Raw genomic sequence first — 13658 nt, 5'->3', positions numbered from 1 at the left:
TAAAAATTGTAATCCGCTCGAAGTAGAATCTTTTCTGTTAGATAATGCTTTTCCCATAACGGCTACTGGAGAAACAGACGTAATTTCAAAAGGTAAGTTAAAATTGTCTTTTATGAATTGTTCGACAACCTTATTGGCCATAAACTTCGCTTGCGCATACGGATGACTTTCGGTGCTGGTAAATCGTGCATCGGTTTCGTCAAAAGTGTCATAAAAATCTTTTCCACGTGCTGGCATTGGGAAATTCGTATTCCAACCTGCGACAGAAGCGATTACAACTACTTTTTCAATTCCAGGCGTTTTATGAACCACTTCCAGAAAATTTTGAGTTCCTTTTATCGTTGGATCGAACAACTGCGTTTCTGCATCTTGAAAGTCCAATATAAAAGGGGTTCCGCCATGAATGACATAATCACAATCGGTAACAAAATCTTCTAATTGCGCTTTATCGGTAACATCCAATTCGCTGAGGTATAAATTTTCAGCGTTTTTAAAGCGCATCAAATGTTGGTATTTGTCTTCCCGGGAAATATCGGTAGTAGCTACTTTTACTTGATAATCGTTTTCTAAAAACGTCTTGGTGATATAGCTTCCGATGAAACCAGCACCACCAATGATGCCTACTTTTTTCATGGTGACTTTTTAAAAATAAACCTGCAAAGCTTTATGCCTTACAGGTTTTGAATTAATAATTATTTTTCTGTTGTTGCTTCTGCTGTGGTTGCATTTGCAGTTGTTTTCGGTTGTTTGAGCATATCCGTCATTATTTCAGAATTATCCCAATAACCATCTTCTTTAACAATTTTTCCGTTTATGAACTGAGCTGTATTGTGAAAGGGAATGACATATACTTTTCCACTTGATTTTAAAGTTCCTCTCCAAATTCCCCAATAGTTCACCCAAGTTTCGTCTTTGTCAGTCACCACCATTTCATAATCTACATCTTCAACAACCCAAGTAAATAATTTAGCATCATCTTTGTTTTTTTCAAGGGCTTTCGCCACTGTTATTGCTTTTTCTTTAACTACATTATTTGCTATTTTGGCTGTATCAGCATAATGTTTGGGCATATCATCCCAATTCATTTTTTTATAATCATCCATTACTTTTTTATAAGTATCGATTTCAGGTGATTGTTGTGTATAGCGTTTTTCTTGGTTACAAGCGCTTAACGAGAGGACTATTGCAAGTCCGAGTAACATAAATTTTTTCATATTTGTTGGTTTTTTTAAGTGAAACTCTCAAGATTTTAAAACCTTGAGAGTTTGGTTATACTAATTGTTTCTATTTTGTTTATTTCGAACTTAAGTCAGCACGGTAAAAAATTAATTCACTCCATTGTTCATTGATATACTCTTTAACATTATCATTGTAAATTCCCCACGAACCTTTACCATGAATTTTTTCGAAAGCATCCACAAATGATTTTCTAAAACCCACTTCTTTTTCTTTTAATCCTTGTTTGTATCGTCTTGCAATTGCAAATTGTGCAGTTCCGGAACCATTTGTTTCATAGACCGCAACCGTTATACCTTGTGCTTCCCAAGCAGGTTTTAATTGTTTTATCATTGTAGCTACTCTATAAGAACAACCCATTTTAGGATAAATATGTGTAACTTGTACTTTATCTGAGTAATCGCCAATGGCAACTGTACTTAACGAATCGACATAAACAGAATATCCACTAGATCCTCTATCGGTTAAATAAATGGTAACACTTTTGTGCCAATCGTTGTTATGTGCAACATTAATATCGCCTCGTGTATCTTCTGACTCCCAAGTCTTTGGTCCTTCGACAATATGGAAACCTCCAGCATCTGGACCAGATACAATATCAAAGACACGCCATTTAAAATCGCCAGTGTGGTACTTTTGTGCATGACTTGCTAATGCTTTTTCAAATTCAAGTTGTTTGTCAACTTTTGGGAATACGCGATTTGTAGAAATCACATTTTTGGTTTGGCTTATGCCTAAAAAAGGAACAAGCATTAAAAGAAGAAAAATTGTTTTCAACTTTAATTGTAAATTGTTTTTCATGATTGTTTGGTTTTTTCTCGCTGCGCTTCGAACAGTTCGGTTGCGCCTCGGGTTTGGTTTGACAGAATCACTATTAATTCTGTATCTAAATAACTGATAATCATTAATAATAGAAAGCGAGTTAGGACGAAATGGGTTAAATAATGTCCGAAGTGTAGGTTTTATTTATCGGTGAGATTGAAGTTGAGAGATGGGAGACGGAAGATGGAAGATGGAAGATGGAAGAGAAAAGAAATAGAATAAAGAGAAAAGAAAAATCCTAATTAGTAATTCCTAATTCGTAATTCCTAATTCCTAATTGATTCACGCTGCTTTCATTTTAAAATCAAAAATAAGTGAGGTTCCATTTTGATTTTCTTCGGTCATGGTACCGTTAAGTTGTTGTGTAAGAAGTGAAACGAGTTGTCCGCCAAAACCAGTTCCGTGTATAATGCCCGATTTCCCAACACCATTATCGGCTACTTCAAGTCGGAGAATATTATTGTCTTGTTTATGAAGTTTGATGGTGATGGTTCCTTTTTCGCCTTTTGGAAAAGCATATTTAATGCAATTGGTCAAAAGTTCATTAACGATTAATCCTAGCGGTACGGCAGTATCAATATCCAAATCGAGATTTTCCATTGCGAGTTTTAAATCAATACGTTGTTCAGCTCCAAAACTATCAAGAATACTTTCGCTCAAATTTAAAAAGTAATCCTTCATCTCTACGGCTCCAAGATTGGTTCCCTGATACAGTTTTTGATGTACAATGCCAATAGAGTTTACACGATTTTGTCCTTCGGTCATGGCATCTTTAGTGGTTGCATCATCTATTTGCGCCGATTGCAAGGCGAGTAAACTGGATACTACTTCTAGATTATTTTTTACTCTATGATGAATTTCTCTTAACAACAACTCATTTTCAGCGTTTTTAGCATCTAACAAATGGTTTTTGGTTTCTAAATTATCATTTAATTCAGCTAACTTTTTGTTGCTTTTTTGTTTTAATCTAAAGTTCCGAATTAATAAAGTTAAAATGATAAAAATTATTACCAATAGTACAAGAAATAGATACAATTGATTTTCTTTCTGGTTAATTTCTTTTTCCTGTTGCAATAAATTTACCTGCAATTCACTTTCGCGCAAGCCTCGTTCGTTGGCTTCTTTTTCAAATTTTATCGTCTTATTAAAATACTGTGTGTAGTATTGCAAAGCAGTTGTTAAATCGCCTTTTTTATGATACGCTTTAGCAATAAACATATTGATATCTGAAGCACCTTTATCATCATTAAGAAGTTTGTATCCTTGATAGCTTTTTTCGTAATTGATGATGGCTAAATCATACTTTTTTTCATTCATATACAAATCAGCCAACAATCCGTATGCATAAGGATTAATAGTATTTTTTTCGATTTTATATTTTTCGAGAATGTCCAATGCTTTAATGATATATGCTTTGCCTTTATTGTATTGTTCCGGTGGAATTGTTTTGGCTCCGTTTAATGGATAAGTAATTAAATCTCTGCCCAAACACGCATAATACCAAGCGTGTTTTTGTGGTGCCTTTATGTATTTTAATATCGAGTGCATTTTATTTGAATAATAAAAAAGCGAATCAACATTTCGTTCGGTATAGTATCCTATTAGCGCACTATAAACAAGATTAAGTTCGTTAGGTCGATTTTTGGCTCCTAATTTTTCATAAAAAAAACAGCTCTTTTGTAAATACGACAAGGCATATTTTTGCTCATTTGATATTGTGGTTCGTTGATAAAAATTTCCTTTATCGGCAAAAACTTTTGCTTTCTGCTCTTCGGTTTTAAAATCATTGGCTATTAGGATTGCTTTTGAAAATAATTCTAAAGATTCTTTATTTTCTCCTTTTTTGCGTTTAACTAATGACCAATGAGTCAAAAAATCATATTCAAATTGCTGGTTTTTGTTTCTTTTTGGACATTTTCCTAAATGAGACCATCCTATTTTTGCCAATGAGTCTGATGAACTTAATGTATTGGTTAGGGAATAAAAATAGGATTGATTGTAATAGATTTTTGCCAATTCGAGTCCGAAGAATGCCGGATAATGTTGCAGCATTTTTTTTGATTTTTCAAAATAATAATCCGTGCTATCCTCATTATATTGAGGCAAATCTTGAAACCAAAGCGCTTTTTTCTGATTGATTTCACTCTTTTTTAAAAGTAAATCAAAGTCTTTAGAAGATTTTTTTTGACTAAAACCAAAACTACAAGCGAATATCAAAATAAGCAGTAAGGTTTTTTGCATAACAGAAATAATTATATTTTTTGGATATGTAGTAGTAATTGCTTCTTTAAATCGGCACTTATCGGAATTGCTTTTTTGGCTATAACCACATGACTGTTGGCAATTTCATCTATGTGAAATAAATTAACGATAAAGGAACGATGGATACGCATCAAATTATTAACCACTAGCTTTTCCTCTAAATCCTTTAAAGTTGCCACCAGCAAATGCTCTTTGTCTTTGCAATGTATTTTACAATAATTCCGTTCAGCTTCAATGTATAGAATATCTTGAATATTCACTTTCACCATTTTATCATGGCTACGTACAAAAATAGAATCGCTCAATATAAATGGTATTTCATTTTCTAAAGTTCCATTTTTTTCTAATCCTTTTTCTTCTCGAAGTCTAATCACCGTTAATTCAATGACACGCTGTAAATCTAATTTTTTAAAAGGTTTGGAAATAAAGCCATACGGATTAGCAGTTTTTGCTCTATTAAAATGGGCTTCGTCTGAGTTGGCTGTCAAAAATATAATGGGAAGTTTGTATTCATTTTGAATTAAATGCGCCAAATCAATTCCATCCATATCTCCTTTTAAGTTTATGTCCATCAAAACAATATCGGGTTGACACTCTCTAATCAAGGGCAGCACTTCTTCGGCTCTGGGAATAATTCCCGTTATCTCATATCCTAAATTAGTAAGTTGCAACGATATGTTAGCTGCAATAATCATTTCATCTTCTACGATAAGAATTTTTGTTTTTTCTTCCATAAAAAAAGAGGATACAGTTAAATAATTATAAATACATTTAAAATTCTTATAAATATACTATAATAATTTAATCGGTGTTAATTTTTTCTTAATTATCAGTAAACGAAATTCCTCTAGCTGAATCGGTTTAATTTTACTATGGATATATCTAGTAATTAAAAATCCCAATCTCATTTTAGAAACGAGACTGGGATTTTTGTTTAATGCGGGATTCTTACTTAGTAATTAAAAATTTCTTCTAAGGATACTTCTTCAATATCGCCCAATTTTTTTAGGGCTTCAAAATCCAGACTTTCTTTTTTACCAATGATGGCAGTGTTGTACTGTTTGGTTTTTACTTCTTTATTGAAGAAATCAGTAGTGCTATCCAAAGTTAAACCTTGTATGTCTTTAAAGATGTCTTTACGAATATCATAATCGAAACCAAGTTTTTTTAGGTTGATTTGGTTGAAGAAAATATTGGTTTTGATAATTCGGCTTGATGCGATTTGTTTCAAACTCGATTCTTTGGCATTGTTAAACTGTTTTTCAATTTTTGGCATATCGGCTAACAAAGCATTAATGGCATCAACAGCTTGTGGCAATTTATTAGCTTGTGTACCAATTGCCACTTGCATATAGTCATTAAGATTTTTGTCATTTGCCAAACCATAATTGGCACGAGCTGAATAAGCCAAAGATTTTGACTCTCTTATTTCCTGGAATACAATCGAAGATAAGCCCGAACCAAAATACGAGTTGAATACATTTACTGTTCCGGTTATTGCAGCATTGTATTTTGCACCTTTAGCAATTCGGGTCATTTCTGTTTGAACCATGTCATAATTGGCAAAATAAACTTTGTTGGAAGTTTCTGGTTCTAAATATACTTTTGGTGCTGGAATAGCCTTGTTAGCATTTAGGTTGTGGTATCTATCTAAGGCTTCAACCATTGTGTTAAAATTGGTTCCATAGAAAAATACCTGATGCTCATAATTAGTAAGGTCTTTCAACATGTTTGTCAGTTCAGCAACATCCATTTCTTTTAATTCCTTTTCAGAAAGGATGTCTCTAAAACGAGAGTCTTTACCATATTTTGCATAGTTTACCAAAGCACTCGCAATGCTCTCTTTACGTTTTTTGGCATTGGCTCTTGTGTTTAATATTGTTTCGACTGTAGTATTATAAACATCTTGGTCAGGCTTTACGTTTTTTAATAAATCTTCTAATAATACAATTCCTTTTGGAAGATTGTATTCTAATCCGGTAAGGGTTATGTAACTCATATCATTTCCTGCAGAAACGGTATAAGAAACACCAATTTTATAAAACTCCTTTTTAATCTCTTCAGCACTCAATTTGTCAGTTCCCAAATAGTCTAACAATCCCATTGCCAACGACAATTTTTTGTTATTGTCCGAACCCATATTAAATATGTAATACAGATTTGAAATGGCGTTAGTGTTATTTTTTACAAAACTAATAGTAGTGTTTTTTACTTTTTTAGTTTGGATTGCTGATTTGAAATCAACAAATACCGGAGCTGAATCAGTTGAAGTTAGCTTTGCATAGGATTTATAAAATTCTGATTGCGAATCTCTATTTAACTGAACAGGTGTTATTTTTGGATTGGATACACGAACCAATTTGTCATTCACCCCTTTTCTTTTATAGATAATTACATAATTTTCTTTGAAAAATTCGTTGGCAAATTTTATGATATCGGCTTTGGTTATTTTAGACAATTCATTGATTTCGGATAAATTCTTCTCCCAGCTGATGCTTTGTGTATAGTTTCTGTATATTGAAGTTGCTAATCCATCAGCCGTTTCATAGGTTTTCATTACATCAAGCTTTCTGTTGTTGACAATAGCCTGAATCATCCATTCGTCAAAATCGCCTTTCTTTACTTTATCAATTTGGGTTAACAATAAATCTCTTCCTTCTTCCAGCGTTTGTCCTTCTTTGGTATTTAAGTTTAAACCGAAATAGCCATATTCATTAAAGGTACTTGCGAAACCAGATGCACTCAAAGTCAATTGTTTTTGATTGATATTAAGGTCGATAAGACCAACTTCTCCTGCGTTAGATAGTATTTCAGCAGTCATATCAGCTAGTAACGCTTCTTTGGTTCCGGTGCCCGAAGTTCTCCAAGCCATAGTTAATCTTTCGGCAGTAGCACTTTTTACTTCTCTTGAAACTATTGAAGTCATTGGTTTTTCGGTCACTAATTTCTTCATTGGCAGTTCTTTGTATTGGAAAGAGCCAAAATACTTATCGACCATTTTAATAGTTTTATCAAAATCTAAATCACCTACCAAAATCACAGCCATATTATTAGGTACATAATACGTGTTGAAATAGTTTCGAATGGCTACCATTGAAGGGTTTTTCAAGTGTTCCGATTTACCGATGGTCGTTTGTTGTCCGTAAGGTGTTTCGGGAAATAAAGCACTCATTAATTCAAAACTAACCAAACGCGCATCGTTGTCTTGAGAACGGTTGAATTCTTCGTAAACGGCTTCCAATTCGGTATGGAAAAGACGTAGAACCAATTCAGAGAAACGCTCTTTTTCAACCACCATCCATTTTTCTAATTCATTTGCAGGAATATTATTTTTATAAACCGTTTCATATAAGTTGGTGTGGGCATTGGTTCCTTTTGCGCCTAAAGATGAAATGAGTTTGTCATATTCATTGGCTATCGAATATTTAGAAGCTTCTTGAGAAACTTCGTCAATTTGTTTGTAGATCGCTTTTTTCTTTTCGGGATCAGTTTCTGCTTTATGTTGTTCGTACAAATCCGAGATTTGAGCAATCAATTTTTTTTCAACTTCCCAGTTTTGCGTTCCTATTTTGCTGGTTCCTTTGAAAACCATGTGTTCTAAATAGTGTGCTAAACCAGTATTATCACTTGGGTCATTATTGGAACCGGTTTTTACAGGAATATACGTTTGGATTCTTGGTTCGTCTGTGTTTTGGGCTAAATATACTTTTAGGCCATTTTTCAGTGTATAAAGTCTAAGACCAGTTTTGTCATTTTTTACAATTTCATAGGTATAGCCGTGACTGTCTTGCTTTTTTTCGGTTGAAAAGGTTTGTGCTTTAATGGTTGTAACTGCAAGAAGTAAACAACTAGCTAGTATTGTTTTTTTCATAAAGGTTTAGTTTAGCTCAAAAATAGGGAAACAAATAGTTTTCTTCTTAAAAAGAAATGTTAAAATGAATGGATTGTCTGCGTGAAGGATTGAAGCGGAAATCCTTTATTAAATTGCCTTGGGTTAAACCAAGGCAATTTAATAAAGATTGTAGCGGAAAGCCTGACCCTTGTGGGCACGCCAACCCTAGCGAAGCGAACTGTATGGAGCAAAAAAAATCCCAACCTTTCGATTGGGATTTTGAAGCATAATTTTATGATTGTTGTTCTATTCTTTAATCACCTTTGTAGTGAGGGTTTCAATTTTATTGGTAATGGCAATGAAATACATTCCATTTGATAACGAACTTAAATCAATACTATCCGTTTGAAAACCACTTGATTTGTCCATAGTAGTTTCTTGAATTGTTTGCCCTTGAATATTGGTTACTCTCAAAGTTATTTTAGAAGTCTTTTCTAAATTATAACTAACGTTCACCATTCCGTTCGTTGGATTTGGATAGACACTTGCTTTTAGTAGTATAATTTCATTAGTTGTTAAAGGTGTTGTTGGGCATGTTACCGCTTGAAGTGTATTGAAAGCAGTATTGCTTCCAATTCCTAATTCTCCTTCCAATCCTCTTCCTGTTGACCAAACATCTGTGTTAGAATCTACCGCATGGGAATGGGTATGACCAGCAGAAATTGCCGACCAAGTATTTGCTGTTCCAACTTGGCTTAAAACATTTGTATTTACCAAATTCCCTAATCCTAATTGTCCTTGATTATTAAATCCACACGACCATAATGTATTGTCGCTTTTTATTGCTAATGAATGTGTTTGCCCTGCAGAAGCTTCAATATATAAAGTTACAGCGCCAGAAGAAGCAAAGCTTATAGGGATAGGAACATTAGATGCTGTGTTTGTTCCATCACCTAATTGTCCGTTAGTATTGTTTCCCCAGGTAAATAAAATATTATTACTATCAATAGCCATACTGTGATCAGTCCCAGCAGAAATTACGTTCCAATTTGTTGCTGTCCCAATTTGGATTGGAGATAAGCTTGTGGTATTTGTACCATCACCCAATTGTCCAAAAGTATTATTTCCCCATGCCCAAAGTGTTCCAGTAGTTTTAATAGCAAGAGAGTGTTGATCTCCGGCATCGATTTTTTGCCAGTCGTTTGCACTTCCAACTTGTGCAGGGAGATTTAAATCGGGAGTATTAAGACCATTACCTAATTGACCAGTAAAATTCCAACCCCAAGACCAAAGAGTTCCATTTGTTTTAAGCGCCAGACTAAACCTATTTCCAGCAGAAACCCGAATCCAATCAGTAGCAGTTCCTACTTGAGTAACATTTGGTGTAGCCGAATTGAAAACACCATTTCCCAGTTGACCAAATTGACCATTTCCCCATGCCCATAATGTTCCAGTAGTTTTTACTGCCAAAGAATGCACTGTGCCCGCAGAAACTGTTAGCCAGTCTGTGTCAGTACCAATTTGAATTGGAAGATTTTGATTGGCTAAATTTCCTAAACCTAGACCTAATAAGTTTGAGTTTTGTCCCCAACCCCAAAGCGTACCATCGGCTTTAATCCCAAGTGTAAAATTTTGACCAGCAGAGATTTCCCGCCAACAAGCCGATCCTACTTGTGAATAAATCAACGATGAAGATGCTAAGATAAAACTTAGAATAAGTAGTAATTTTTTCATAGTAGTTTTGTTTAAGGATGAATATTTGTATTTTAATTTCTTTATTATTGATAATCAGTGAATAAAGAGGATTGTAAGTTAGTATTTTTTTTAATATAAATGAATTTTGTTAAACAAAAAAATCCCAACCTTTCGATTGGGATTTCTATTTGTAAGTAAGTTAAATAAGTTGTACAAACGTTTATTTTACTTTTTTAAGTACTGCTTTGAAAGCTTCTGGGTGATTCATTGCTAAATCGGCAAGAACTTTACGGTTCAATTCGATTCCGTTAGCTTTTACTTTACCCATAAACTGTGAATAAGACATTCCTTCTAAACGGGCTCCGGCGTTGATACGTTGAATCCATAAAGCACGGAAATTTCTTTTGTTCACTTTTCTGTCACGGTAAGCGTAGCACATTGCTTTCTCAACCGCATTTTTAGCAACCGTCCAAACGTTTTTACGACGACCAAAGAAACCTTTGGCTTGCTTCATTATCTTTTTTCTTCTTGCTCTTTTAGCAACTGAATTTACTGATCTTGGCATAATTTTTCTGTTTTTTTGTAGCAGGCGTACCGAATTTAATCAAGGTAACTTTGTGGCCATACTCCAAGGTTATTTAAATAATTTTTAACCTAAAGAATTTTTTAGTGATTAGTAAAGAGTGATTAGTGAATAGTGTGAAACTAATTACTAACGACTAATTACTAATTATATAATTCTTAATTGTTGTTTGATGCTTTTCTCATCTGTTTTGTGAACCAAAGCAGAGTGGGTTAAAGCTAACTTACGCTTTTTAGATTTTTTAGTCAAAATGTGACTTTTAAAAGCGTGTTTTCTCTTGATTTTTCCAGAGCCAGTTACTTTGAATCGCTTCTTAGCACTGGATTTTGTTTTCATTTTAGGCATTTTTTCCTAGTTTATTTAATTTAACTTACTTACTTGTCTTTGCGAGCTTGCGAAGCAATCTCATTATTCTTTTGTCTGCCGTCTGCGACTGAAAACTGCGACTGCTTATTTACTTTTTTTCTTAGGAGCAATGAACATAATCATTCTCTTTCCTTCTAAAACCGGCATAGCTTCCACTTTTCCGTATTCTTCTAAATCTTGTGCCAAACGCAATAATAGAATCTGGCCTTGCTCTTTATATATAATCGAACGTCCTTTGAAGAAAACAAATGCTTTCAATTTTGAACCTTCCTTTAAAAACTTCTCAGCATTTTTTCTTTTAAATTCGTAATCGTGCTCATCAGTCTGAGGACCAAAACGTATTTCTTTTACAACAATTTGTGTAGACTTTGCTTTAAGCTGTTTGTCTCTCTTTTTTTGTTCGTAAATGAATTTTCCATAATCCATTAATTTACAAACCGGAGGAACGGCATTTGGAGAAATTTCTACCAAATCTACTTCTTGCTCTTCAGCCAAACGCAACGCATCTGAGAATTTAAATACTCCTGGCTCAATGTTTTCTCCTACTAGACGAACTTCTGAAACGCCACGAATTAATTCATTTATTCTGTGGGCTGCTACTTTTTCTACTCGAGGACTATACCCTCTGTTATTTCTTATTGCTATGACTTTATTTTTTTAATTAAACTTCAAATGTTTTTAATGTTTTTCCTATTTCTTCATTCACAATTGCTGCAAATTCTTCAATAGTAACCGAAATATTTCCTTTTCCTTCTTGCCCATGACGACGAACAGAAATCGTTCCGTTTTTCTCTTCTTCCTCGCCAACTATCAGCATGAAAGGCATTTTTTGAACTTCAGCCTCTCTAATTTTCCTCCCAATCGTCTCGTTGCGGTTGTCAATTAGGGCGCGAATTTCGTGATTTTCTAGCAATTCTAAAACTTTTTTCGCATAATTTTCATATTTCTCGCTTAAAGAAAGGATTATTGCCTGTTCAGGCATCAACCAAAGCGGGAAATTTCCTGCCGTATGTTCTAGTAAAATTGCAATAAAACGTTCCATCGAACCAAATGGCGCTCTATGAATCATTACAGGTCTGTGTAATTTGTCATCTGCTCCTTTGTATGTCAATTCAAAACGCTCCGGTAAATTGTAATCCACCTGAATGGTTCCCAATTGCCATTGTCTTCCTAAAGCATCTTTAACCATGAAATCCAGTTTTGGACCATAGAAAGCAGCTTCACCATATTCAATTAAATAATTCAAACCTTTATCGCTAGCGGCGCTAATAATTGCGCTTTCGGCTTTTTCCCAGTTTTCATCGCTTCCGATATATTTATCTCTATTTTCTTTGTCTCTCAAAGAAACTTGGGCTGTAAAATTTTCAAAGCCTAATGAGCCAAATACATAAAGTACCAAGTCGATTACTTTCTTAAACTCAGAATCCAATTGGTCTGGCGTACAAAAAATATGCGCATCATCCTGAGTAAATCCTCTAACACGAGTCAAACCATGCAATTCACCACTTTGTTCGTAACGGTAAACGGTTCCAAATTCAGCATAACGCTTCGGTAAATCCTTATACGACCAAGGTTTATTATTATAAATTTCACAGTGATGAGGACAGTTCATAGGTTTCAGTAAAAACTCTTCACCTTCAGCGGGAGTAGTAATAGGCTGAAAACTATCAGCACCGTATTTCGCATAATGTCCTGATGTTACATACAATTCTTTCTGTCCAATATGTGGAGTCACAACTTGTTCGTAACCTGCTTTTTTCTGAGCTTTTTTCAAAAACTGCTCTAATCTATCGCGTAAAGCGGCTCCTTTTGGTAACCATAATGGCAAACCTTGACCTACCTTTTGTGAAAACGTAAATAAGTCTAATTCCTTTCCTTATTTTCTATGATCACGACGTTTCGCTTCCTCCAGTAATTCTAAGTATTCAGTTAAGTCCTTTTGTTTCGGAAATGAAACTCCATAAACGCGTGTCAACTGCTTGTTCTTTTCATCACCACGCCAATAAGCACCGGCAACGCTCATGATTTTCATTGCTTTTATGATTCCCGTATTCGGAATATGTCCACCACGACACAAATCAAAAAAGTTAGCATGGTCACAAAACGTAATCGTGCCGTCTTCCAAATTCGAAATCAATTCTGTTTTGTACTCGTTATTTTTATAAACTTCCAAAGCTTCAGCCTTAGAAACTGGACGCATTTTAAATTCATGCTTCTCTCTCGAAACTTCTAAAACCCTATCTTCAACTTTCTTAAAATCAGCGTCTGTAATTTTTTGATCACCAAAATCCACATCATAATAAAAACCATTATCAATCGCCGGTCCAAGCGTCAACTTAATTCCGGGAAATTGCTCCTCCAAAACCTGCGCCATAACGTGCGAAGTCGAATGCCAAAAAGCTTTTTTGCCTTCCTTGTCATTCCACGTGTATAATATAAGTGAACCATCGGTTGTTAATTCAGTTTCCGTTTCAACAGTTGTACCATTAAAAGCTGCCGAAATTACATTTCGGGCTAATCCTTCACTGATGCTTTTTGCAACATCCATCGGAGTTGTTCCTTTCGCAAACTCCTTAACCGAACCGTCAGGTAGCGTAATCTTTATCATTCCTAAAATTTTATGTCCCGAATCTTCGGGATGCAAATATAGGAGATTCACAAAACACATACAATATATAGCAGCTAATATATTAAAGTATTTTCAGGAGCACAACATTTACTTGTCCTCAGGACGTTTATTCCCGCTATCCGCGCTACGAGGTAGCTTGCTTCTATCGGGGCTAGAGATGACTTTTTGTTTTCTTCAGGGCTGCCGTAGGTATCCAATACGGTTAGCCTTGTTTAAATGGTGTTGTAAAACCC

At 34.6% G+C, this 13658-nt stretch carries 10 protein-coding genes and 1 pseudogene; all 11 read right to left on the bottom strand.

The features are described from left to right. Positions 1-633 (bottom strand): NAD-dependent epimerase/dehydratase family protein (locus RMN97_RS09665; protein ID WP_309614310.1); only part of this gene is annotated, 633 nt, incomplete at its 3' end. A gap of 59 nt (positions 634-692) precedes the next feature. Next, complete coding sequence (locus RMN97_RS09660; RefSeq protein ID WP_309614309.1) at positions 693-1214, bottom strand: nuclear transport factor 2 family protein; 522 nt, start codon at positions 1212-1214, stop codon at positions 693-695. 79 nt (positions 1215-1293) lie between these two features. Further along, complete coding sequence (locus RMN97_RS09655; protein WP_309614308.1) at positions 1294-2037, bottom strand: hypothetical protein; 744 nt, start codon at positions 2035-2037, stop codon at positions 1294-1296. A 303-nt stretch (positions 2038-2340) separates the two neighbouring features. Continuing rightward, positions 2341-4299 (bottom strand): histidine kinase dimerization/phosphoacceptor domain -containing protein, encoded by a 1959-nt coding sequence (locus tag RMN97_RS09650; RefSeq protein WP_309614307.1) that lies wholly within the window; start codon positions 4297-4299, stop codon positions 2341-2343. Positions 4300-4310: 11 nt separating this feature from the next. Then, positions 4311-5054 (bottom strand): response regulator, encoded by a 744-nt coding sequence (locus tag RMN97_RS09645; protein WP_309614306.1) that lies wholly within the window; start codon positions 5052-5054, stop codon positions 4311-4313. A 218-nt stretch (positions 5055-5272) separates the two neighbouring features. Next, on the bottom strand, positions 5273-8191 hold the full coding sequence (locus RMN97_RS09640) for an insulinase family protein (RefSeq protein ID WP_309614305.1): 2919 nt from the start codon (positions 8189-8191) through the stop codon (positions 5273-5275). A gap of 267 nt (positions 8192-8458) precedes the next feature. Beyond that, complete coding sequence (locus tag RMN97_RS09635; RefSeq protein ID WP_309614304.1) at positions 8459-9886, bottom strand: T9SS type A sorting domain-containing protein; 1428 nt, start codon at positions 9884-9886, stop codon at positions 8459-8461. A 181-nt stretch (positions 9887-10067) separates the two neighbouring features. After that, positions 10068-10412: a 50S ribosomal protein L20 gene (gene rplT / locus RMN97_RS09630; RefSeq protein WP_126745177.1), complete on the bottom strand. Its 345-nt coding sequence runs from the start codon at positions 10410-10412 to the stop codon at positions 10068-10070. A gap of 165 nt (positions 10413-10577) precedes the next feature. Beyond that, on the bottom strand, positions 10578-10775 hold the full coding sequence (gene rpmI / locus RMN97_RS09625) for a 50S ribosomal protein L35 (protein WP_011921545.1): 198 nt from the start codon (positions 10773-10775) through the stop codon (positions 10578-10580). Positions 10776-10880: 105 nt separating this feature from the next. Beyond that, complete coding sequence (gene infC / locus RMN97_RS09620) at positions 10881-11381, bottom strand: translation initiation factor IF-3 (protein WP_309614311.1); 501 nt, start codon at positions 11379-11381, stop codon at positions 10881-10883. A 76-nt stretch (positions 11382-11457) separates the two neighbouring features. Beyond that, positions 11458-13404, bottom strand: a pseudogene (gene thrS, locus RMN97_RS09615) (threonine--tRNA ligase). Between the last annotated feature and the right edge of the window lie 254 nt (positions 13405-13658).

It is taken from the genome of Flavobacterium sp., assembly GCF_031381455.1.
Classification (GTDB): Bacteria; Bacteroidota; Bacteroidia; order Flavobacteriales; family Flavobacteriaceae; genus Flavobacterium.
Note: the sequence above shows the minus strand (reverse complement) of the source record. Positions and strands in the feature narration are given on the sequence as shown.

Bases quoted from the DNA above. Each gene is read 5' to 3' on its own strand.
- RMN97_RS09660 (WP_309614309.1), bottom strand. From the start codon at position 1,214: ATGAAAAAATTTATGTTACTCGGACTTGCAATAGTCCTCTCGTTAAGC.
- RMN97_RS09655 (WP_309614308.1), bottom strand. From the start codon at position 2,037: ATGAAAAACAATTTACAATTAAAGTTGAAAACAATTTTTCTTCTTTTA.
- RMN97_RS09650 (WP_309614307.1), bottom strand. From the start codon at position 4,299: ATGCAAAAAACCTTACTGCTTATTTTGATATTCGCTTGTAGTTTTGGT.
- RMN97_RS09645 (WP_309614306.1), bottom strand. From the start codon at position 5,054: ATGGAAGAAAAAACAAAAATTCTTATCGTAGAAGATGAAATGATTATT.
- RMN97_RS09640 (WP_309614305.1), bottom strand. From the start codon at position 8,191: ATGAAAAAAACAATACTAGCTAGTTGTTTACTTCTTGCAGTTACAACC.
- RMN97_RS09635 (WP_309614304.1), bottom strand. From the start codon at position 9,886: ATGAAAAAATTACTACTTATTCTAAGTTTTATCTTAGCATCTTCATCG.
- rplT (WP_126745177.1), bottom strand. From the start codon at position 10,412: ATGCCAAGATCAGTAAATTCAGTTGCTAAAAGAGCAAGAAGAAAAAAG.
- rpmI (WP_011921545.1), bottom strand. From the start codon at position 10,775: ATGCCTAAAATGAAAACAAAATCCAGTGCTAAGAAGCGATTCAAAGTA.